The sequence below is a fragment of the Cupriavidus gilardii genome (assembly GCF_017598945.1).
In the GTDB taxonomy this organism is placed as follows: Bacteria; Pseudomonadota; Gammaproteobacteria; order Burkholderiales; family Burkholderiaceae; genus Cupriavidus; species Cupriavidus gilardii_E.
This window is the reverse complement of sequence record NZ_JAGFTW010000010.1, coordinates 113116-135378: the sequence shown is the minus strand read 5'-3', so window position 1 is coordinate 135378 and position 22263 is coordinate 113116. Positions and strand designations below refer to the sequence as shown.

General features: G+C 68.0%; 22 protein-coding genes. 10 read left to right on the top strand and 12 right to left on the bottom strand.

The annotated features are described in order from the left end of the window. The first annotated feature begins 60 nt into the window (after positions 1–60). From J5T34_RS05305 to J5T34_RS05290, 4 genes are all read left to right on the top strand, one after another. Positions 61–873 carry a tetratricopeptide repeat protein gene (locus J5T34_RS05305; RefSeq protein WP_244258704.1) on the top strand — a complete coding sequence of 271 codons (813 nt, stop codon included), beginning with the start codon at positions 61–63 and terminating at the stop codon, positions 871–873. A gap of 244 nt (positions 874–1117) precedes the next feature. Then, the gene (locus J5T34_RS05300; protein ID WP_208579004.1) at positions 1118–1699 is read left to right on the top strand and encodes a peptidylprolyl isomerase; all 582 of its coding nucleotides are present in this window, start codon (positions 1118–1120) and stop codon (positions 1697–1699) included. A gap of 12 nt (positions 1700–1711) precedes the next feature. After that, on the top strand, positions 1712–2212 hold the full coding sequence (locus tag J5T34_RS05295) for a peptidylprolyl isomerase (RefSeq protein WP_174105789.1): 501 nt from the start codon (positions 1712–1714) through the stop codon (positions 2210–2212). A 103-nt stretch (positions 2213–2315) separates the two neighbouring features. Beyond that, a complete protein-coding gene (locus J5T34_RS05290; protein ID WP_208578918.1) occupies positions 2316–3098 on the top strand; it encodes a UDP-2,3-diacylglucosamine diphosphatase in 783 nt (260 codons plus the stop codon). Between the two features lie 67 nt (positions 3099–3165). Here the strand turns inward: J5T34_RS05290 and cysE are convergent, their stop codons facing one another. Both cysE and J5T34_RS05280 read right to left on the bottom strand, forming a co-directional pair. After that, complete coding sequence (gene cysE, locus J5T34_RS05285; RefSeq protein ID WP_174105791.1) at positions 3166–3909, bottom strand: serine O-acetyltransferase; 744 nt, start codon at positions 3907–3909, stop codon at positions 3166–3168. A 373-nt stretch (positions 3910–4282) separates the two neighbouring features. After that, complete coding sequence (locus J5T34_RS05280) at positions 4283–5191, bottom strand: RNA methyltransferase (RefSeq protein ID WP_208578917.1); 909 nt, start codon at positions 5189–5191, stop codon at positions 4283–4285. Positions 5192–5384: 193 nt separating this feature from the next. Here J5T34_RS05280 and J5T34_RS05275 point away from each other — a divergent pair, with 193 nt between their 5' ends. The 3 genes from J5T34_RS05275 (at position 5385) to J5T34_RS05265 (ending at position 10142) form a co-directional block, all read left to right on the top strand. Then, complete coding sequence (locus tag J5T34_RS05275) at positions 5385–6203, top strand: inositol monophosphatase family protein (RefSeq protein ID WP_174105793.1); 819 nt, start codon at positions 5385–5387, stop codon at positions 6201–6203. Between the two features lie 247 nt (positions 6204–6450). After that, on the top strand, positions 6451–9066 hold the full coding sequence (mutS, locus tag J5T34_RS05270) for a DNA mismatch repair protein MutS (RefSeq protein ID WP_208579003.1): 2616 nt from the start codon (positions 6451–6453) through the stop codon (positions 9064–9066). Beyond that, positions 9063–10142, top strand: a complete 1080-nt coding sequence (locus tag J5T34_RS05265) for a hypothetical protein (RefSeq protein ID WP_208578916.1) — start codon at positions 9063–9065, stop codon at positions 10140–10142. The genes mutS and J5T34_RS05265 overlap by 4 nt, the downstream gene beginning before the upstream one ends. A gap of 75 nt (positions 10143–10217) precedes the next feature. Here J5T34_RS05265 and J5T34_RS05260 read toward each other — a convergent pair whose 3' ends face one another. Then, complete coding sequence (locus tag J5T34_RS05260) at positions 10218–10745, bottom strand: FKBP-type peptidyl-prolyl cis-trans isomerase (protein WP_174105797.1); 528 nt, start codon at positions 10743–10745, stop codon at positions 10218–10220. Positions 10746–10756: 11 nt separating this feature from the next. Here J5T34_RS05260 and J5T34_RS05255 point away from each other — a divergent pair, with 11 nt between their 5' ends. Both J5T34_RS05255 and J5T34_RS23890 read left to right on the top strand, forming a co-directional pair. Continuing rightward, a complete protein-coding gene (locus tag J5T34_RS05255) occupies positions 10757–11965 on the top strand; it encodes a cupin domain-containing protein (protein ID WP_347880634.1) in 1209 nt (402 codons plus the stop codon). 199 nt (positions 11966–12164) lie between these two features. Continuing rightward, positions 12165–12401, top strand: a complete 237-nt coding sequence (locus J5T34_RS23890) for a hypothetical protein (RefSeq protein ID WP_043437644.1) — start codon at positions 12165–12167, stop codon at positions 12399–12401. Positions 12402–12518: 117 nt separating this feature from the next. Here J5T34_RS23890 and J5T34_RS05250 read toward each other — a convergent pair whose 3' ends face one another. The 8 genes from J5T34_RS05250 to J5T34_RS05215 form a co-directional block, all read right to left on the bottom strand. Then, a complete protein-coding gene (locus J5T34_RS05250; protein WP_208578915.1) occupies positions 12519–13307 on the bottom strand; it encodes an MBL fold metallo-hydrolase in 789 nt (262 codons plus the stop codon). Between the two features lie 73 nt (positions 13308–13380). Then, on the bottom strand, positions 13381–14625 hold the full coding sequence (gene bamC, locus J5T34_RS05245) for an outer membrane protein assembly factor BamC (RefSeq protein WP_208578914.1): 1245 nt from the start codon (positions 14623–14625) through the stop codon (positions 13381–13383). A 57-nt stretch (positions 14626–14682) separates the two neighbouring features. Continuing rightward, entirely contained in the window at positions 14683–15567 is an 885-nt protein-coding gene (gene dapA, locus J5T34_RS05240; RefSeq protein ID WP_208578913.1) for a 4-hydroxy-tetrahydrodipicolinate synthase, read from the bottom strand. Between the two features lie 171 nt (positions 15568–15738). Further along, complete coding sequence (locus J5T34_RS05235) at positions 15739–16332, bottom strand: class I SAM-dependent methyltransferase (RefSeq protein WP_208578912.1); 594 nt, start codon at positions 16330–16332, stop codon at positions 15739–15741. Positions 16333–16376: 44 nt separating this feature from the next. Then, the gene (locus J5T34_RS05230; RefSeq protein ID WP_208578911.1) at positions 16377–17579 is read right to left on the bottom strand and encodes a tryptophan--tRNA ligase; all 1203 of its coding nucleotides are present in this window, start codon (positions 17577–17579) and stop codon (positions 16377–16379) included. A gap of 40 nt (positions 17580–17619) precedes the next feature. Continuing rightward, positions 17620–18285, bottom strand: coding sequence for a site-2 protease family protein (locus tag J5T34_RS05225; protein ID WP_208578910.1), 666 nt, complete (start codon positions 18283–18285; stop codon positions 17620–17622). A gap of 82 nt (positions 18286–18367) precedes the next feature. Next, positions 18368–18991: an L-threonylcarbamoyladenylate synthase gene (locus tag J5T34_RS05220; protein WP_208578909.1), complete on the bottom strand. Its 624-nt coding sequence runs from the start codon at positions 18989–18991 to the stop codon at positions 18368–18370. Between the two features lie 15 nt (positions 18992–19006). Then, positions 19007–19852 (bottom strand): 3',5'-nucleoside bisphosphate phosphatase, encoded by an 846-nt coding sequence (locus tag J5T34_RS05215; RefSeq protein WP_208578908.1) that lies wholly within the window; start codon positions 19850–19852, stop codon positions 19007–19009. 237 nt (positions 19853–20089) lie between these two features. On the opposite strand from J5T34_RS05215, the gene J5T34_RS05210 reads away from it, so the two are divergent. Then, positions 20090–21205: an NAD(P)/FAD-dependent oxidoreductase gene (locus J5T34_RS05210; protein ID WP_208578907.1), complete on the top strand. Its 1116-nt coding sequence runs from the start codon at positions 20090–20092 to the stop codon at positions 21203–21205. Between the two features lie 17 nt (positions 21206–21222). On the opposite strand, the gene J5T34_RS05205 is transcribed toward J5T34_RS05210, so the two are convergent. Continuing rightward, a complete protein-coding gene (locus J5T34_RS05205) occupies positions 21223–22122 on the bottom strand; it encodes an alpha/beta fold hydrolase (protein ID WP_208578906.1) in 900 nt (299 codons plus the stop codon). Positions 22123–22263: the final 141 nt, after the last annotated feature.

The following is a 22263-nucleotide window of genomic DNA, read 5'->3' as shown; positions in this document are numbered from 1 at the left end:
GCGTCGGCGTCGATGCCGCGCTTTGCTAGAATGCCGCGAAGTATAAAGGACCGCACCTACATGAGCTTGCCAACGCCCAACGTCGCGACCGACGCCGCGCCCAACGTCATGCCCAACGTCACGCCCGGCATCATGACCGTGTGCCGGCGCGCCGCCGCAGCCACCGCGCGCACGGTGCGCGCGCATGCCGTCACGGCGGCGAGCGCCGCGCTGCTGTGCGCGCTGCCCGCCGCGCCCGCGCTGGCGCAGTCGCTCGGCTTCCCCGGCGGCGGCGGCGCCGGCGCGACGGGCTTCCAGCCCTCGGCCGACCCCGGCATGGCCGAAGCCGAGAAGGCAGCGCAGCAGCGCCGCTATGCCGAGGCGATCGACCGCTTCGACAAGGTGATCGCCGCCAATCCGCGCAATGTGCAGGCCCGCTTCGAGCGCGCCTGGGCGCTGTCGCAGGCCGGCCGCGAGGACGAAGCGGTGCAGGCCTTCCACGAGATCGCGCAGGAATATCCCGAGCTGCCCGAGCCGCACAACAATCTGGCGCTGATCTATGCGCGCCGCGGCGACCTGAAGCGCGCCGAGGCCGAGCTGCTGGCTGCGCTCGAAGCCAAGCCCGGTTTCGCGATCGGCTATACCAATCTGGGCGACGTCTACCGCAAGCTTGCCGAGCGCTCCTATGCCGAAGCGCTCAAGCGCAATCCTGGCGACGCGCGCGCCCGCAGCGGGCTGGCCGCGGTCGGTACCAAGGCTGCCGCCAATGCACCCGCCAACGCGCCCACCGCAACGCCGCCGCGCACGCGCGAGCCGGCCGCCGCGCCGCAGGCTCCGGTCGCACCGCCGCCGCTGCCCAGGCCGCCCGGTCCCGATCGCGGCGACCTGGACTGACCTGTCCGCAGCGCTGTCCCGCTCGCGCCGCTGCTCGATACGAGGCTTGGGCGAGGCCCCGGCAATGCGTAGCCAGCGGGCGTAATCGATATCCATGCCGATACCCAAGCGACCCATGCGAGGCGATCGTCGAGGCGGCCGCTCCATCGAGCGCCGGCATCCGCCGATCGCCCTCGCCCAATCCCTGGAGAACCCCATGTCCCTCAACCGACGCGGCGCCCTTGGCGCCATGCTGGCCGCGCTGATGGCCGGCACCCTGAGCTTCGGTGCCGCACAGGCACAGGCGCCGAGTTCGGCTTCCGCTTCGGCGCCCGCTCAGCCCGCTCAGGCAGCGGAGCGCGTGCGCTTCACCACCAGCGCCGGCAACTTCACCATCGAGGTCTATCCCGAGGCCGCGCCGAAGACCGTAGCCAACTTTCTCGAGTACGTGAATAGCGGCTTCTACAGCGGCACGATCTTTCACCGCGTGATCAACGGCTTCATGGTGCAGGGCGGCGGCTTCGACCGCGACATGAAGCAGAAGCCGACGCGTGCGCCGATTCCGCTCGAATCGCAGAACGGCCTGAAGAACAAGGCCGGCACCGTGGCCATGGCCCGCACCGGCGACCCGAACTCGGCGACGGCGCAGTTCTTCATCAATGTGGTAGATAATCCGAGTCTCGACTATCCGCAGCCGGACGGTAACGGCTATGCCGTGTTCGGCAAGGTGGTCGAAGGCATGGACACCGTCGATCGCATCAAGAAGACGCCCACCACCGCCTACGGCCCCATGCGTAATGTGCCAGCCACGCCGATCGTCATCGAGTCGGCCACCATCGTCAAGTAACAGAGGAAAGCCATGTCCAAGGTCCAGCTCCAAACCAATCACGGCGCCATCGTCATCGAACTCGACGCCGACAAGGCGCCCAAGACGGTGGAGAACTTCCTGTCCTATGTCCGCAAGGGCCACTACGACAACACGATCTTCCACCGCGTCATCAAGAACTTCATGATCCAGGGCGGCGGCTTCGAGCCGGGCATGAAGCAGAAGCCCACCGACGACCCGATCGACAACGAGGCCGGCAACGGCCTGAAGAACGACCGCTACACCGTGGCGATGGCGCGCACCAACGCGCCGCACTCGGCCACCGCGCAGTTCTTCATCAACGTGGTCGACAACGACTTCCTGAACTTCACCTCGCCGACGCCGCAGGGCTTCGGCTATGCGGTGTTCGGCAAGGTCGTCGAAGGCACCGACGTGGTCGACAAGATCAAGGCCGTGCGCACCGGCAGCGCCGGCTTCCATCAGGACGTGCCGCTCGAGGACGTCGTGATCGAGAAGGCGGTGGTGCTCGAGTAATCGTGCGCCGCGTCTTTACGGCACGGCGCGTGCTGCGTCTTTGCGGCACAGCGCGCGCCCATCGCGGCGGCATGCCTTCGTTCATGGAGATCGTTCCGAATCGATGAGCTCTGCCGCCAGCACGCCGGCTGCCTCCGCCCTCGCGGTGGAGGCGCCGGCGTGGTTCATTTCCGACCTGCATCTGACGCCCGGGATGCCGCGCACGCTGGCCGCATTCGAGCGCGTGCTCGAACGTGCCGCCGAACAGGCGCGCGCCCTCTTCATCCTTGGCGACTTCTTCGAATTCTGGATCGGCGACGAGGAAAGCGAGGCGCCGTTTCCGCGCGCCGTTGCTGCGGCCCTCGCCCGGCTGGTCGCGCGCGGCGTGCCGGTCTATCTGATGCACGGCAATCGCGACTTCCTGCTCGGGCCCCGCTTTGCGCGCGAGGCCGGCGTCACGCTGCTGCCCGACCCGACCGTGATCGTTTGCGCCGGCCATCGCGTGGTGCTGACCCACGGCGACATGCTGTGCACCGATGACACCCGCTACATGCGCTTCCGGCACTGGACGCGCAAACCCTGGATCCAGCGGCTGTTTCTCGCGCTGCCGCTGTCATGGCGGCTGGGCATCGCGCAAAAGCTTCGCAGCGACAGCGAGGCGGGCCGGCAGCGGCCCGGACCGCCGCGCGACTATGGCGATGTCGCGCCGGCAGCGGTGGCCGCGCTGCTGCGCGACAGCGGCACTGCGGCAATGGTGCATGGCCACACGCACCGGCCGGCCAGGCACGACGAGCCGCATGGCCTGCGCTGGGTGCTGACCGATTGGGACCTCGATGGCGCGCATCCGCGCGCCGCGGCCTTGCAGCTCGACGCCGAGGGCTTTCGCGAGTTGCCGCAACTGGACTGAGCAGCTGGGCTGAGCAACATGGGGCAAAGGTCGATGCGCCCTGCCCCACGTCCTTCATGGCATCGCGCTACTTCATCAGCTTGCGCAACTCGCTCGCATCGAAGCGATCGTTCGGCGTGTTCTCCAGATGCTCGCCGAGCCGGTCCAATGCCGCCTGCACGGCCTCGAGCTTTTCCTGCTGGCTGGCCGCATGGTCGATCAGGCTTTTCAGCGCCAGCGACACCGGATCGTCGGCATTCGGCGTGATGCCGTAGGCCGAGAACTCCTGCCGCGCGCCCTGCTGTGAAGGCGGCGCATCGGGCAGGATGATGCGGGCCGGCACGCCGACCGCCGTGGCGCCCGGCGGCACCGGCTTGAGCACCACCGCATTGGAGCCGACGCGCGCGCCATCGCCGATGGTGAAGCCGCCCAGCACCTTGGCGCCGGCGCTGACCACCACGCCGGTGCCCAGCGTCGGATGGCGCTTCTGGCCCTTGTACAGCGAGGTACCGCCCAGCGTCACGCCCTGATAGATCGTGCAGTCGTCGCCGATCTCGGCGGTCTCGCCGATCACCACGCCCATGCCGTGATCGATGAACACGCGCCGGCCCATCTTCACGGCGGGGTGGATTTCGATTCCGGTCAGGAAACGCGACCAGTGCGAGATCCAGCGGCCCAGCCAATGCAGCCCCGCGTTCCAGCAGGCGTGCGCGAAGCGGTGGAACACCACCGCATGCAGGCCCGGGTAACACGTCAGCACCTCCAGCCGGCTGCGCGCGGCGGGGTCGCGCTGCATGATGGTATCGATATCTTCCTTGAGGCGAGAGAACATCTTGGTCGTGTGCGATTGCCCCGCCGTGCCGCGCGCGCATATGGGTTGTCCGCATCGGGGCCATATGGGCGCGCATGCCGTCAGGGTCGTGTCCGGGCAATGCCCTGGGGAAACGGAAGCAGGGAGTGTAAGAGATTTGGCACCCTGATGCCGTCATGGGCATCGGGCGCCGCACCTGCCCCGCCGCTACATCGACACGCGCGGGAGAAGCCCCGGCGTGCGCGGCGCGGGCGTCAACATCGCTCGCGGTGGAAAGCGGGCGCGGCAGTGCTTGCGGTGAGATCGCGTCGATCGAGCGACAGACGGCCCGCTCGATCACGTCCTGCGTGACGGGCCGGATGCCATCGAGAACGGGCGGCGATTGGCGCCAATGTCATGCCTCCGTGGTATCGCCACTGCGGTCGCAACCGCCGTCGCGACTGCGGTCGCCGCCGCGAGGTCCGCGCCCGGCGAGCGTCATCTGCTTGGCGATGCCGCGCAGCAGATTGACCTCCTCCTGCTCCAGCCCGCTGCGCGCAAACAGCCGGCGCAGACGCGGCATCAGCTTCTTCGGATGAGCCGGATCGAGAAAGCCGATCGCCTCCAGGCCCTGCTGCAGATGCCCGAACATCGCCTCGATCTGCTCGGCCGTGGCGGCCTGGCCAGCATAGCCGATATCGCTCGGCGGCGCCGCGCGGTCCTGCAGCAGCGCCAGCCGCATCTCGTAGGCGATCAACTGGACCGCCTGCGCCAGGTTCAACGAAGCGTACGCCGGGTTGGCGGGGATATGGGTCACCACCGAGCAGCGGTCGACCGCCTCGTTGGGCAGGCCATAGCGCTCGTTGCCGAACACGAAGGCGATGTCCGTCATTGCGGCGGGAGCCTCGGCCGCTGGAGCCGCGGCCGCCAGCAAATACTGGCCGGCCCGCGCCGTCGCCTCGCGCGGCAACAGCCGCGGCGGCCCGAACTCGCGCTGGCGCGCGGTCATCGCGACGGTATAGGACGCGCCCGCCAGTGCCGTCTCCAGATCGTCGACCACACGCGCGGCGCGCAGCACGTCGTCGGCACCGCTGGCCAGCGCGACCGCTTCGGGATGCTCGCGCACCGCCGGCTCTCGCGGCGACACCAGCACCAGTGCCCCGGGCTGCGCGCCGAAGCCCATGGTCTTGATGGCGCGGGCGACCGAGCCGACGTTGCCGGGATGGCTGGTTTCGACCAGCACGAAGCGCACGCGCGCGAACGCTGCCTCCACGGCCGCCTGCTGCGCGGCCGGTGCCTCGTTGGCGTGCTCGCTCGTGTCCATTGACGAGTTCCTATACAATGCAGGGTTCCATTTTTGGCGCGCCGCTCCGCCACCCCGGCCCAGGCTTCGATGCCGGCCACCGGCGATCCGGTCAGCGCGCCCGTTCTTCTACAATCCGTTGTGTTGTCCGCCGGGAGCCGCGCGCGCCATGCCGTCCGCAGCGCTGCCCGCTTTTCGGCGGCTGGAGAGATTCATGCACCCGATGCTCAATATCGCCATCAAGGCCGCCCGCAAGGCCGGTTCCATCATCAACCGCGCGTCGATGGACGTGGATCTCCTGCGGGTTTCGCGCAAGCAACACAACGATTTCGTCACCGAGGTCGACCGCGCCGCCGAGGCCGCGATCATCGAGATCATCCGTACCGCCTACCCGGAACACGGCATTCTAGCGGAAGAGTCGGGCCAATCCTGGCGCGAGGGCGAGGAAGGCCACGAGTACACCTGGGTCATCGACCCGCTCGACGGCACCACCAACTTCATCCACGGATTCCCGCAGTACTGCGTGTCGATCGCCCAGATGCACAAGGGCTCGCCGGTACAGGCCGTGGTCTACGATCCCACCCGCGACGAACTGTTCACCGCAACCAAGGGCGCCGGCGCCTTCCTGAACAACCGCCGCATCCGCGTCAGCCGCCGCGACAAGCTGGCCGACTGCCTGATCGGCACCGGCTTCCCCTTCCGCGATCTGGACGGCCTCGAGGCCTATGTCGAAGTGTTCGCGCTGATGACGCAGAACTGCGCCGGCCTGCGCCGCCCCGGGGCTGCCGCGCTGGACCTGGCCTATGTCGCCTGCGGCCGCCTGGACGGCTTCTTCGAGACGGGCCTGAAGCCGTGGGACATGGCGGCCGGCATGCTGCTCATCACCGAAGCCGGCGGCCTGGTCGGCAACTACGCCGGCGAAGCCCGCCAGCTCGAGCAGGGCGAGGTACTGGCCGGCAACCCGAAGGCATTCGCGCAGATGGTGCGCCTGCTGGCGCCGTATTCGCTGGATAACGGCGGACCGGCGGCCTGAGCGATGGCGGCCCGGGATGAGCCGGGCCCCCAGCCGCCCCTCACAGTTTTTCACCCAATTCCTCTCCGTTCCCCGCCGCAACGCGCAGTAAAATGCGCGTTTGCGTCCGAGCCCACGGCCTCGCGCACGCGCCGAACCCGGCCGCTGCCCATTCGCAGCGGCCCGCCGAGAGGATTGCATGTCCGAAGACCTGCCAACTACCGCAGTCGCCAGCGCATCGGCTGGTGCCACGGAAAAACACACGCCAATGATGCAGCAGTATTTACGCATCAAGGCCGACCATCCGGACACCCTGCTCTTCTACCGGATGGGCGATTTCTACGAGCTGTTCCACGACGATGCCGAAAAGGCCGCGCGGTTGCTCGATATCACGCTGACCGCGCGCGGCAGCTCCAACGGCGTGCCGATCCGCATGGCCGGCATTCCCTTTCATTCGGTCGACCAGTATCTGGCCCGGCTGGTCAAGCTGGGCGAATCGGTAGCCATCTGCGAGCAGATCGGCGATCCGGCGGCCAGCAAGGGCCCGGTCGAACGCAAGGTAGTGCGCATCGTCACGCCGGGCACGCTGACCGACGCGGCGTTGCTGCCCGACAAGGCCGATACCTTCCTGATGGCGGTCCACCAGCAGACCACGCGTCGCGGCGTCAGCAAGACCGGCCTGGCATGGCTCAATCTGGCCAGCGGCGAACTGCGGATGATGGAGTGCGAAGCGGCGCAACTCGCGCGCGAACTCGAACGCATCCGCCCCGCCGAACTGCTGCATACCGATGGCATCGAGCTGCCCGCGCATCCGTGCGCACGCACGCGCCTGCCCGAATGGCATTTCGATCAGGACGCCGGCGCACGGCGCCTGCGTGAGCAACTGGGCGTCGCCAGTCTCGATCCGTTCGGCTGCCGCACCCTCGGTGCGGCCCTCGGGGCGGCCGGCGCGCTGCTGAACTACGCGGCCAGCACGCAAGGGCAATCGCTGCGCCATGTGCAGGGCGTCACCGTCGAGCACGAATCTGAGTTTGTCGGCCTGGACACCGCCACGCGTCGCAATCTCGAACTGACCGAGACGCTGCGCGGCGGCGAGGCGCCCACGCTGTTCTCGCTGCTCGACACCTGCGCCACGGCGATGGGCAGTCGTCTGCTGCGGCATTGGCTGCACCACCCCTTGCGCGAGCGCGCCGTGCCGCAGGCGCGTCAGCAGGCCATCGGCGCGCTGCTGGCGCAGGACCTCGATACGCTGCGTGCACGCCTGCGCCGGCTCGCCGACGTCGAGCGCATCACCGCGCGGCTGGCGCTGTTGAGCGCGCGTCCGCGCGATCTGTCGTCCCTGCGCGATACGCTGGGCGCCCTGCCCGAGGTGCAGGCTTGCGTGACACCCGACGACACCGCCCCGCTGCTGGCGCAGACGCTGTCCGAGCTGGCGGTGCCGCAGGCCTGCCTGGACCTGCTGTCGCGCGCGATCGCGCCCGAGCCGTCGACGGCGGTGCGCGATGGCGGCGTGATCGCACGCGGCTACGACGCCGCGCTCGACGAGCTGCGCGACATCTCGGAGAACTGCGGGCAGTTCCTGATCGACCTCGAAGCGCGCGAGCGCACGCGCACCGGCATCGCCAATCTGCGCGTCGAATACAACCGCGTGCATGGCTTCTATATCGAGGTCACCAACGGCCAGGCCGACAAGGTGCCCGACGACTATCGCCGTCGCCAGACGCTGAAGAACGCCGAGCGCTATATCACGCCGGAGCTGAAGGCTTTCGAGGACAAGGCGCTGTCGGCGCAGGACCGCGCGCTGGCGCGCGAGAAGCAGCTCTACGAGGCGCTGCTGCAACTGCTGCTGCCGCATATCGGCGAGCTGCGTCGCGTGGCCGCGGCGCTGTCGCGCCTGGACGTGCTGGCCGCGCTGGCCGAGCGCGCCCGCACGCTGGACTGGTCGTGTCCGGAACGCGTCGACGAGAACGTGATCGACATCGTGCAGGGCCGCCATCCGGTGGTGGAAGGCCAGCTGGCCGCCGAATCGACGCCCTTCATCGCCAACGACTGCCAGCTGACCGAGGCGCGCAAGCTGCTGCTGATCACCGGCCCGAACATGGGCGGCAAGTCGACCTTCATGCGGCAGACCGCGTTGATCGTGCTGCTGGCCTGCGTCGGCGCCTACGTGCCGGCCCGGCGCGCGACGGTCGGGCCGATCGACCGCATCTTCACCCGCATCGGCGCGGCGGACGATCTTGCCGGCGGCCGTTCGACCTTCATGGTCGAGATGACCGAAGCGGCCGCCATCCTGCACAACGCGACGCCGCACAGCCTGGTGCTGATGGATGAGATCGGCCGCGGCACATCGACCTTCGACGGACTGGCGCTGGCTTGGGCGATCGCCCGCCATTTGCTGGCCCACAATCGCAGCCACACGCTGTTCGCCACGCACTATTTCGAGCTGACGCAGTTGCCGCAAGAGTTTCCGCAGGCGGCCAATGTGCATCTGTCCGCGGTCGAGCACGGCGACGGCATCGTCTTTCTGCATGCCGTGCAGGACGGCCCGGCCAGCCAGAGCTACGGCCTGCAGGTCGCGCAACTGGCGGGCGTGCCGCAGCCGGTCATCCGCGCCGCGCGCAAGCATCTGGCCTGGCTGGAACAGCAATCGACCGACGCCACGCCGACGCCGCAGCTGGACCTGTTTGCGGCGCCGACGGTGCCCGGGGCCGACGACGACAGCGACGACGACAGCGACGGCAGTTCGGCCGCGGTCGCCCCGGCCAACGATGCGCTGGGCGAGGCGATGCGCGACCTCGATCCCGACAGCATGACGCCGCGGCAGGCGCTCGACGCGCTGTACCGCCTGAAGGCGCTCGCCGAGGAATCCGGCCAGCCGGCATGACGATGCGAAGCGCGCGCCGCCGGGCACTGTCGTGCCGACCGCTGCTGGCCCTTGCGATGGCCGCGACGCTGCTGGGCACGTGGTCCACGCACAGCGCCGCCACCGTGCAGCCAGCGGCGGCCAAGGCGCAGCCGGCCAGCGGCAAGGCCGCCGACTCGCGGCTGGTCCGCGTCGCGCTGATTGCCGACCTGCCGCAGTGGCCCGAGGCCGAGGGGCCGACGCGGCAACTGCTGGAGACGCTGGCGCAGCGCAAGCTCGCCTTCGTGATCCATGCCGGCGGCATCAAGGGCGACACCGAGTCGTGCGCCGATGCGATGCTGGCCGGGCGGCTGCGGCTGCTCGACGAGTCCCCGCTGCCGCTGATCTATATCCCGGGCGAGACCGACTGGGCGGAATGCGAGCAAGCGATCAATGGCAGCTTCGATCCCGACGAACGGCTGGCGCGGCTGCGCGAGCTGGCCTTTCCGGACGACAATTCGCTGGGCCACCGCAAGCTTCGGCTGATCCGGCAATCGGACCAGGCCAAGTTCCGCAGCTATCGCGAGAACGTACGCTGGACCGCGGGCAAGGTGTTGATGGTCGGCATGAACGTGCCCGACGACAACAACCACTATCGCACCGAGGCCGGCCGCAACGGTGAATTCGAGGATCGCCGCGAAGCGAACCGGCAATGGCTGGCGCGCGCATTCTCGGTCGCCGAGCAGGAATCGCTCGATGGCATCGTGCTGGTGATTCACGGCGACCCGCAGTTCGCCAACGGCTGGGAGAAGCGCGGCAAGCCGACACTGCTCGATGGCTTTCTGCGCCATCGCCAGCGCGACGGCTATCTCGAATTCAAACGGCAGCTGCGCGAGCTGGTCAGCGGCTATCGCGGCCAGGTGCTGCTGATCCACAGCAGCATCGGCGGCTTCGGCATCGATACGCCGCTGCGCGATGCCAAGGGCAAGACGATCCGCAGCTTCACGCGGGTGGCGCTGCCGGTCGGCTCGTCGAAGCAATGGACCGAGCTGACGATCTCGCCCGATTCGCGCTCGCTGTTCTCGGTGGCGCTGCAGGACGGCGCAGGCAAGAACTAGCCCGCGGCGTTGGCCCGCCAGAAAGCGAAAAAGCCGGCATTGCCGGCTTTTCCGTTCGATGGATCCATACGTCGATCAGTGCAGCGTGCGCGGGCTGTCGTCGTCCTCGTCCTCGTCGACCACTTCGATGCCCGACGCGCCGTGCGCATGGCCATGTTCGACTTCCTCGGCGGTCGCTTCGCGGACCTCGGAGACCTTCAGCCAGAAACGCAGCGCCATGCCGGCCAGCGGATGATTGCCGTCGAGCACCACCTTGTCTTCGGCGACATCGGTCACGGTGTAGATCACCGAATCCTCTTCGTCGCCGTCCTCGGGCACGCCTTCGAACTGCATGCCGACTTCGAGCGGTTCGGGAAAACGATCGCGGGGCTCCACCTTGACGAGTTCGGCGTCGTAGTCGCCGAAGGCATCCTCGGGCTCGAGCTGCAACTGCGTCTCGAAGCCTGCGGCATGACCGTCGAGTGCTTCCTCGATCTTGGGGAACGTGCCATCATAGCCGCCGTGCAAGTAGACCATCGGCTCATCCGATTCTTCGATCAGATTGCCCTGCGTATCCGACAGCTTGTACACCACGGACACAACCGTGTTCTTCGCGATTTTCAATTCTTCACTCCATGAACGATTCCGCATTATACGCGCAGGCCCTGCCCCGCGGCCCGGTGGATCCGGATGCGCCACTTCAGCTGCTCGGGGGCATGACGCCCGCCGCATTCATGCGTGATATCTGGCACCGCAAACCCCTGCTGGTTCGACAAGCCATCCCTGATATCGTGCCCCCTGTCTCCCGGGAAGCGCTTTTCGAGCTGGCCGACCGCGACGATGTCGAATCGCGGCTGGTCACCCACTTCCGCAACCGCTGGAAACTGGCGCACGGCCCTTTTGCTGCCGACAATCTGCCGTCGACCAAGGCGCGCCAATGGACGCTGCTCGTCCAGGGCGTGAACCTCCACAATAGCGCGGCGGCCGCGCTGATGGGGCAATTCCGCTTCATTCCCGATGCGCGCCTGGACGACGTGATGGTCAGCTATGCCACCGATGGCGGCGGTGTCGGCCCGCACTTCGACTCCTATGATGTGTTCCTGCTGCAAGTTTCGGGCCGGCGCCGCTGGCGCATCTCGTCGCAAGACCGGCTCGACCTGGTGCCGGATCTCCCTTTAAAGATACTGGCCGAATTCGAAGCGGAACAGGAGTTCGTGCTGGAGCCCGGCGACATGCTGTACCTGCCGCCGCAATACGCCCACGACGGCATCGCCGAGGGCGAGTGCATGACCTGCTCGATCGGTTTCCGCGCGCCGGCGTACCGCGAGCTGGCGGGGCATTTTCTGGCCTGGCTTTCGGAAACCGTCGAGGACAACGAGGCGCTGTCGGGCCGTTATGCCGATCCGGGTCAGCCGGCTACTTCGCGCCCCGCACAACTTCCCGCGGATCTGGCGCGAACGGTTGCACAAAGGCTGCAGGCGTTGCGCTGGTCCAATGACATGGTGTCCGAGTTTATCGGTACCCATCTGTCGGAACCGAAGCCCGGCGTGGAGTTCGCCGAGGTTCCGCAAATCGCGCCGGGAAAATACGCGAAGCTGGCAACAACGCACGGCATTGTGCTGGCGCCCGCCTCGATCGCGCTATACGACCGCAGCCATTTCTTCCTCAACGGCGAAGCGTACGAGGTCCCCGGCGAGCTGGCCGGCTGGCTGCGGCGCCTGGCCGACCGGCGCCATTTGACGGCAGCCGAGGTCGGGGAATGCGCCGATCTGCCCGAGTTGATGGAGACATTTCATCATTGGACGCTGGAGGGCTGGCTGCAGCTGGCACCGGCGGCGGTGTAATAATGCGTAACAGTGTGGTCAGCAAATGACGCCGCTACACAAGCCGGGAAAACGTGGATATAATCGCCAGCTGGCTCGTACTGTGGACCAATGCATTTACGGCACCGGGGAGAGCCATTAAATTGAAGTTCACGAGCGATAATTACCGGTAATTATTCATCGCCTGTTTTTCTTTCTATTACAAGTTAAAGGACGAACAATGAAGAAGTCTCTCCTGATCGCTTCCCTGCTGGCTGCTGTTGCCGTGGCCGCTTGCGGCAAGAAGGAAGAAGCCGCTCCCGCAGCTGACACCGCTGCTCCGGCTGCTACCGCTCCGGCTACCGAAGCTTCGGCTCCGGCTGCTGACACCGCTGCTGCTCCGGCTGCCGACGCTTCGGCCCCGGCTGCTGACGCTTCGGCTCCGGCCGCTGACGCTTCGGCTGCGGAAGCCAAGTAAGCGTTCGCCCGAACGAAAAAACCGGCCTTCGGGCCGGTTTTTTTATGGGCGCTCGCCGGGTTGCCATTCCCATCCGGCTCGACGCCTGCTTCTCGATTGCTTTATCGCTTTATTGCTTCATCCCTTCACCGTCTGCCAGCCCAGCCCCTCGTGCTGGTCCGCCACCAGGATGTCGTCCGGTCCCGCGCCCAATACCGCGGCCAGCGCCCCGGTCGCCAATGCCGGCGTATTGTTCTGCTGGCTCAGATGGGCCGCCACCACGCGGCACAGACCGCCGTGCGCGACGCGCGCCAGAATGGCCGCCGCGACCTCGTTGGCCAGATGGCCGAAATCGCCGCCGATGCGCCGCTTCAGCGAAGGCGGATAGACCGAGTTGCGCAGCATCTCGCGGTCATGATTGCACTCGAGCACCAGCGCATCGACACCAGCGAGACGGGCCACCAGATAAGGCGTTTCCATTCCCGCATCGGTCAGCACGCCCAGACGCGCATCGCCATCGGACAGCACGAACTGCACCGGCTCGCGCGCATCGTGCGGCACCGTGTAAGGCAGCACCTGCAGACTGCCGATCTCGAACGCATAGTCGGCGCCGATCACGCGCACATCGGCCTTGTCGGCGCCGCGCAGATGCGACGTCGCCAGCCAGGTGCCATGCGTCGTGAAAACCGGCAGACCGTGCCGGGCGGCAAAGGCGTAGGCCGAGCCAACATGGTCGCCGTGCTCGTGCGTGACCAGCACCGCATCGAGACCGTCGGGCGTCACGCCCAGCCGCTCGAGCCGCCGCGCCGTTTCGCGCAGACCGAAGCCGCAGTCGAGCAGCACACGGGTCACGCTGGCGCCGTCGCGCGATTCGATCAGCAGCGAATTGCCCTCGCTGCCGCTGCCGAGAAAGCCGAACCGCATCATCGCCGCGCCCACCCCATGGGGCGGACCGCGGCGGCGCAACGGTTCGGCATGAGCGGCCGATTCAACGCAGCGCTCAATGCAGCTGCTCGTCGAGCAACGTCAGGATGCGCTTGGCGATCTCGGTCGACTCGGGCTGGCCCGCGTCGTTCAGCACGGTCACCGTGGTGCCGGTGCCGCTGCCCTTCAGCGCCACGCGATACTTCTTCGCCTGACGCGCGGCATCGCCGCCGCTGCGGGTGAACAGCTTGGAGAAGAAGCCGCGGTTGTCGTCCACCGTGTCGCGCGTGTCGACATAGCGCACGTAGTACAGACCCTGGCCGCGGTCACGGTCTTCCACCGTGAAGTTGACGCGGTCCAGCGCCAGGCCGACCGAGCGCCAGGCGCGGTCGAACGGCTCGGGCAACTGCAGCGCCTGCGCGCCGTTGACCTGCGTCAGATAGCTGGCCGAACCGGCAGCGGCGGCGGCCGTCTTGCCGGCGCCGGCGCCGGCGTCGGCCGGTGCGGCCGGCTTGGCGGCGCCCGCCGGTGCGGGCAGCGTGCCGTTCTTCGCCATGCGGTCGGCCTGTTCCTTCTGCACGCCAAGGCGTTGCGCCAGGCGCGACAGGAATTCGGCTTCCAGTTCAGGATCGGCCGCGCGCGGCGTCCACACGGTCTGGGACTTGTCCAGGCCGGTCAGCTCTTCCTTGGCGCCGCGATGGCTGATGAACACTTCCAGGTTGCCGTTCTGGCCCTTCTCGACCCGGGTGCGGAACTTGTCGCGCTCCGAGGTCGAATACAGGCTGTCGAACACCTTGCCGATGGTGTTGCGGATGAAGTCCTGCGGAATCTTGGCGCGGTTCTCGGCCCAGTCGGTTTCCATGATGCCGGTCTCGGGCGAGTCCTGTACCAGCAGGAAGCCGTTCTCCTGCCAGAACTCGCGCATGGTCTGCCACAGCTGGTCGGGCGCCATGCCGTTGCTGATGACGAGCCAGCGCTGGTTGCCGTCGCGTTCGACGCGGATGCCTTCGGCCGACGGCAGCACGTTGGTGCCGGCGACCTTCGGCTGGGTGCTGGTGGCCTGCTGGTAGCCCGACAACGTCGCGCTGGCCTGCTCGGGGACCGAGTAGCGGCGATCGCCGTCGAGCTTGGTCAGGTCCGGCGGCACCTCGAGCGTCGAGGTGCGCTTGGCCGCGGCGGCCGACTTGTAGTCGATCTTGTCGGCCTGCATCATGTCGTTGACGGTGCTGCAGCCAGCGATCATGCCGACGGCGAGCAGCGGCAAGACCAGGGCGGCACGGCGGCCTTGCGGCACGCCATGGCGGTTAAGCTTGAGTTTCATTGACACGCAATCCTAGTGAAGGGAATGACCGCTTGGCGCGAAAGAAAAAAGGGTCGATCAGGCGAGCAGCCCGGCGCCGGCCAGCGCGCGGCGCACGGTCTCGTGGTGGTCCGGCGACAGCGGCGTCAGCGGCAGGCGGATGCCGGCGCCCATCTTGCCCATCTGTTGCAGCGCCCACTTGACGGGGATCGGGTTGGCCTCGATGAACAGCGCCTTGTTCAGGTCGATCAGTTCCATATGGAGGCGGCGGGCCGTGATGGCGTCGCCCTTGAGCGCCGCGACGCACAGTTCGTGCATCTTGCGCGGCGCCACGTTGGCGGTCACCGAGATATTGCCGTGGCCGCCCAGCAGCATCAGCGCCACCGCGGTGGGATCGTCGCCGCTGTAGATCGCGAAGCCTTCCGGCGCGTCCTTGATCAGCTGGGCCGCGCGGTCGATATTGCCGGTGGCTTCCTTGACGCCGACGATGCCCGGCACCTGTGCCAGGCGCAGGATGGTGTCGTTGCTCATGTCGGCGACGGTGCGTCCCGGCACGTTGTACAGCAGCACCGGCAGATCGACCGCTTCCGCGATCGTGCGGAAATGCCGAACCATCCCTTCCTGCGTCGGCTTGTTGTAGTACGGCACCACCTGCAGCGACGCGTCGGCGCCGACCTGCTTGGCGAAGGCGGTCAGCTCGATCGCTTCGCGCGTCGAGTTGCCCCCGGTCCCGGCAATGATGGGGATGCGCCCGGCGGACTGCTCGACCGCGACCCGGATCAGCTCGCAATGCTCCTCGACCGACACGGTGGGCGATTCGCCCGTGGTACCGACGATCACGATGCCATCGGTGCCTTCGGCCACGTGCCAGTCGATCAGGCTGCGCAGCGCGGCGTAATCCAGGCTGCCATCCTCCTGCATCGGCGTCACGATCGCGACGATGCTGCCGGTAATCTGTGTCATAGCTTGTATGGTTTTCGGGATTCGAATAGCGGGATTGTACCGGATACGAATTGGCCGCCGAAGCACACCGGCAACCCTTGCCTACCCGGGCAAACACTAGGTGGATCAACGCATCGGCACGCTTGTGCGCCGACAATCGCTCCCAAACCGCGCCGGCATCGCGTCGCGCGCTCAGCCGTCCAGCCGGTAGCGTGGCGGGGCCGCCCCTCCGGCACGGTCCAGTGCTTCGCGCACGGCGCACACGCGCTGCACGAACGCCGTCCGGGGCACTTCGAGCACCCCGTCCTCGTAGGCGACGACCCGCAAGCTGCCGCCCACCGCATCGAGCAATTCGGCCGGCCGCAGCAGGAAATCGGGGTTGGACGGCTTGCCGACCGTCTCGTTCCCCACCGCGAACGTCTCGTAGATCAGTACGCCGCTCGGCGCCAGCGCATCGATCAGATGCGGCCACAAGGGGCGATGCAGATAGTTGGTGACGATCACCGCGTCGAACGGCGCCTCGTCGCCTAGCGGCCAGACGCCCTGCTCCAGGTCGGCCTCGCGGGTCCGCACGGCGCTCGGCAGCCCTGACAGCGCGGCCGCATCGCGGTCGACGCCCAGCACCTCGAAGCCGCGCTCGGCCAGCCAGCGCGCATGGCGCCCGCTGCCGCAGGCCAGGTCGAGCACGCGCCCGCCGGCACGCAGCAACGGCGTCCATCGCACCACCCAGGGCGAAGGCTCGCCGATCGCGGCATGCGGCGCAGCGACAGGCAGGGACGACGGCATGGACGGCGGCACGGAGGGCGGCACGGACGGCGGCAACGAGCCCATCAGCGGTATCCCAGCCCCATGGCCTCGCGCACTTCGCGCATGGTTTCCTGCGCGACCGCGCTGGCCTTGGCGCAGCCGTGGTCGACGATGTCGCGCAGCAGGGCCGGGTTGTCCATGTACGGCTGGGCGCGTTCGAGCATCGGCTGCTGTTCGCGCAGGATGCCTTCGATCACCGGCTGCTTGCATTCGATACAGCCGATGCCCGCGCTGCGGCAGCCCTTGAGCACCCACTCCCGGGTCGGCTCGTCGGAATACACCTGGTGCAGTTGCCACACCGGGCAACGGGCCGGCTCGCCCGGATCGGTGCGGCGCACGCGCGCCGGGTCGGTCGGCATGGTGCGGACCTTCTTTTCGACCGAGTCCTTGTCCTCGCGCATGCGGATGGTGTTGCCATAGGACTTCGACATCTTCTGGCCATCGAGCCCGGGCATCCGCGAGGCCGCCGTCAGCAGCGCCTGCGGCTCGACCAGGATGGTCTTGCGCGAGCCGGCCAGATAACCGAGCAGCAATTCGCGATCGTCATTGGACAGGCTCTGCGACTGCGCGACCAGCGCGCGCCCCTCTTCCAGCGCGCTGTCGGTACCCTGCTCCTGGAAGGTCTTGCGCAGGTCGAGGAACACGCGCGCGCGCTTGCCGCCGAGCTTCTTCGCGGCCTCCTGCGCCTTCTCCTCGAAGCCGGGCTGACGGCCGTACAGGAAGTTGAAGCGGCGCGCGATCTCGCGCGTGATCTCGACGTGCGGCACCTGGTCCTCGCCCACCGGCACCTTGTCGGCGCGATAGATCAGGATGTCGGCCGCCTGCAGCAGCGGATAGCCGAGGAAGCCGTAGGTCGCCAGGTCCTTGTCCTTGAGCTTCTCGATCTGGTCCTTGTAGGTCGGCACGCGTTCGAGCCAGCCCAGCGGCGTGCCCATCGACAGCAGCGTGAACAGCTCGGCGTGCTCGGGCACGCGGCTCTGGATGAACAGCGTCGCCTGCTCCGGATCGACGCCGGCGGCCAGCCAGTCGGTCAGCATCTCCCAGACCGATTGCCCGATCACCTCGGGCGACTCGTAGTGCGTCGTCAGCGCGTGCCAGTCGGCGACGAAGAAGAAGCACGGGTGCTCCGACTGCAGCTTGACCCAGTTTTTCAGCACGCCATGGTAGTGGCCAAGATGCAGCGCGCCGGTAGGCCGCATGCCGGAGAGAACGCGATCGGGGAACATGTCGTTGTAATCAGTCTTTCAGGAATTCATTGCATCAGCGTCATTGCACCAACGCCAGGATCGGTGCCAGCAGCAGCTGGACCAGCGAGCCGAGCAGGCCCATCACCGGCTGCATCCAGACCCGCGTGATCACGCCGGCCGCGACCAGCGCCAGCACGACGAAGATGCCGTACGGCTCGATCTTCGACAGCGCATACGCCATCCGCTGCGGCAGCAAGGCGCTGAGCACGCGCCCGCCGTCGAGCGGCGGAATCGGAAACAGGTTGAACGCCGCCACCACGAGGTTGACCAGCACGCCGGCACGCGCCATCTGCGCGAAGAACGGTTCTTCGACCTGCGCGAGCACCAGTCCCAGCGCGACCAGCGCCCAGGCGAAGGCCTGCACCAGGTTCGCGCCGGGGCCGGCCAGCGCCACCCACATGCTGTGCCAGCGCGGATTGCGCAGCCGGCCGAAGGCGACCGGCACCGGCTTGGCATAGCCGAACACGAACTGGCCGCTGGTGACCAGATACAGCAGCAGCGGCACGGCGATGGTCCCGATCGGATCGATATGGCGGACCGGATTGAGGCTGACCCGCCCGAGCATATAGGCGGTGTTGTCGCCGAAAAGCTTGGCCACATAGCCATGCGCGGCCTCGTGCAGCGTGATGGCGAACAGCACGGGCAGCGCGTAGACCGCGAAGGTCTGAATCAGAGAGGCGTCCATGGGGCGCTATTGTAACGGCGGGCACCGCTCGCCACGCCGTTTCATCGAGCGGTGCCGGCTCGGCAGCAGCATCCGGCCGCGCTCAGAGGCCGAAGCGGGCGACATCGCCGCGTCCGGGGCGCACCAGCACCGGCTCGCCGCTGGTCAGGTCGATCACCGTACAGGCATGGGCCGGCGCGATGCCGCCGCAGATCACCAGATCGAGCTGCTTCTGCAGACGTTCGCGGATTTCCAGCGGGTCGTCCAGCGGCGCGACGTCGCCTGGCAATTGCAGCGTCGCGCTGATGATCGGCTGGCCGAGTTCGTTCAGCAGCGCCTGCGGGATGGCATGGTCGGGCACGCGCACGCCGATGGTCTTGCGCGCCGGGTGGGACAGCCGCCGCGGCACCTCCTTGGTGGCCTCGAGGATGAACACATAGGGCCCTGGCGTGGCGCCCTTGATCCAGCGGTACTGGCGATTGTCGACCCGGGCGAAGTTGCCGAGCTCGGACAGGTCGCGGCACATCAGCGTCAGGTGGTGCTTGTCGTCGATGCCGCGCAGCCGGCGCAGCCGCTCGACCGCGGCCTTGTCGTCGAGACGGCAGGCCAGCGCATAGCTGGAGTCGGTCGGCAAGGCGATCAGGCCGCCCTTGCCGACGATCTGGGCGGCCTGCTTGATCAGGCGCGATTGCGGGTCGAGCGGATGGATATCGAAGAACTGCGACATGGCGCGGTGCGGGGCTTACCAGTCGTGCCAGACCGGCGTCAGCGACGACGGCAGCGGCGGCAGCGTGCCGATCTCGACCCGCCCCTCCCCCGGCCCGTGGAAGTCCGAGCCGCGCGAGGCCAGCAGCCCGTAGTGGCGCGCGACCTCGGCATAGCGCCGGTACTGGTCCGGCGTATGGCTGCCGGTCACCACCTCGACCGCGCCGCCGCCCAGCGCGGTGAACTCGTCGAACAGCGCGTCGTGCTGGGTGTCGGTGTAGTCGTAGCGGCCGGGGTGCGCCATCACGGCAATGCCGCCGGCGGCGCGGATCCATTGGACCGCCTCGCCCAGCGTGGCCCAGCGATGGCCGACGTAGCCCGGGCGGCCTTCGGTCAGATAGCGGTCGAACACCTCGGAGATGTTGCTGCAGATGCCCTCGTCCACCATCCAGCGGGCGAAGTGGGTGCGCGAGATCAGGTCGGGGTTGCCGACGTAGCGCAGCGCGCCTTCGTAGGCGCCCTCGATGCCGACCGCCTGCAGCGCGTCGCCGATGTCCTGCGCGCGGCGGGCACGGCCGGAGCGGGTCGCGGTCAGGCCGTCGATCAGTTCGGGGCACAGCGGATCGATCTGCAGGCCGACGATATGGACGGTCTGGCCGGCCCAGGTCACCGAGATCTCGACGCCCGGCACATAACGCATGCCGAGCGCCTCGGCGGTCTCGCGCGCGATCAGCTGGCCGCCCAGTTCGTCATGGTCGGTCAGCGACCAGATCTCGACGCCGTTGGCGTGCGCCCGCTCGGCCACGACAGCGGGTGGCAGCGTGCCGTCCGAGATGGTCGAGTGGCAATGCAGGTCGGCGTTGATGGCGTGGGAAGCGTGCATTCCGCCATTCTACTCCCGGGCCTACCCTGCCCGCAGACGCGGGGCCAAGGAGCTGCCCGCTCGCCAAAGCCATGCCGCCAACGCTGGCGTAGCCGGAAGCGCGACGGTGCCGGGGTATAGTGGACGCCTCCCCAGCCTCTCCGCGCGGCGCCCTGCTCCCATGGCACGTCCACCGGCACCCAACCGGGCACCCCACCGGACACGCCACGCGGGCACGCCGACCGTCACGATCCGATCATGCAGAACATCCATCCGGCCTCCCCCTCCCACGACGCTTCCTCCCTGCCCGCCACGACGACCACCCCGGCGACCGCCGGCGCCGAACCGGTCCGCACCGACGTGCTGATCGTCGGCGCCGGTCCGGTCGGCCTGTTCGCCGCCTTCCAGGCCAGGGTGCTGGGCCTGCAATGCGAGATCGTCGATGTGCTCGATCGCGCTGGCGGCCAGTGCACCGAGCTCTATCCCGAAAAGCCGATCTACGACATCCCGGCCGTACCCGGCTGCCTGGCGCAGGAACTGGTCGACCGGCTGCTGGAGCAATGCGCGCCGTTCGCCGTGCCGATGCATTTCGGCCAGCGCGCCGACGGCGTGCAGGAGCTGCCGGGCGAACCGCAGCGGCTGCTGGTCAGCACCGATGCCGGCAAGCGTTTCGACGTGGCGGCCGTGCTGATCTGCGCCGGCGCCGGCGCGTTCGCGCCGCAGCGCGTGTCGCTGCCCGAGGCGGCGCCGCTGGAGGGCCGGCATTTGCACTATGCGGTGCGCGACGTGTCGCGCTTTGCCGGCAAGCGCGTGATCGTCGCCGGCGGCGGCGACTCGGCGCTGGACTGGGCGCTGGCGCTGCGCAAAGTGGCCGCGCGCGTCACGCTGCTGCATCGGCGCGAGGGCTTCCGCGCGGCCGACCACACTGTCGCCGAGATGCGCGCCGCGGTCGCGGCGGGCGAGATGGACTTCGTCGTCGGCATGCTGGGCGCCCTGCAGACCGAGGGCGACACGCTGGTGGCGGCGCAGGTGCGCACGCGCGAGGACACGCTGACGCTGCCGGCCGACGAACTGGTCGCGCTGTACGGGCTGGTGTCCGAGCCTGGCCCGATCGCCCATTGGGACCTGGACATGCGCGCCGGCCGCATTCTGGTCGACACCACGACCTACGAGAGTTCGCGCCGCGGCATCTTCGCCGCCGGCGACATCGCCTTCTATCCGAACAAGCAGAAGCTGATCCTGTCGGGCTTTCACGAGGCCGCGCTGGCGCTGCGCCGCGCCTATCACTATGCCTTCCCCGACAAGGCGCTGGTCCACGTGCACACCAGCAACAACGCCGCGCTCAAGGAGGCGCTGACGCACGGAACGGACTGAGCTCCGTCAAACGCCGGTCAGGCTCGGCTGCAGAACGACTCGATCAGCGCGGCCACCGCCTCGGGCTGATCGTGATGCAGCATGTGGCCCGCGTCGTCGACGACCACCTCGCGGAAATCGCGGAATGCCGTAAAGCGCTGCTTGAATTCGGCGATGCTCTGCTTGTGGGCGATATGGCGCAGCGTCTCCGAGTCGCGCGCCTCGACGTGCAGCACCGGCGCGGTCGCCGCGGCCCAGATCGCCATCGCCTCGTCGACGCGGTACAGCACCGGATTGATCATCTTGTGCGCCGGGTCGCCGAGAATCTCCCAGCGGCCGTCTTGATTGCGCCGCGACCAGTGTTCGGCGAGAAACGCCGCCCGATCGTCGCGCAGCCGCGGATTGGTCTTTTTCAGCCGCGCCGCCACCGCCTCGACGCTGTCGTAGGTCTTCAGCGTCGGCGGTTCGCGCAACTCGTCGAGCCAGCGCGCGAAGCGCCGCGGTGCCTGATCCGGCCGCGTGGCCGTCATGCCGAAGCCTTCCAGATCGACCACGCGGCGCACCCGCTCGGGACGCACGCCCGCGTAGAAGCAGGCGATATTGGCGCCCATGCTGTGACCGACCAGATCGACCGCCCCGTCGGGCTGATAGTGGTCGAGCAGGACTTCGAGATCGGCCAGATAGTCGGGAAACCAGTACGAGGCCGTGCCCGGATGCCGGGTGGGCCAGCCGCTCATGCCGAAGCCGCGCCAGTCCGGCGCGATCGCATGCCAGCGCCCCTGCAGCGCGTCGACCAGGAACTGGAACGAGGCCGCGACGTCCATCCAGCCATGCAGCAGAAACAGCTTCGGCGCGCCGGGTTCGCCCCAGTGGCGCACGTGGTAATCGAGGCCACGCACCGTGATACATTCGGAGCGCGATGTGTCGCGGATCGTCATGGTCTGCCCTGTCCCGCCTGTCGGCTGTGGTGATGCGGTGATTGTCATTGCGTGTCGCGATGGCCGTCCGCAGCGTTGCCGTGCCGGCGACGACAAAATCGAACGCTCGTTCGATTTACCGCGATTGTAGCCACAAGCGAG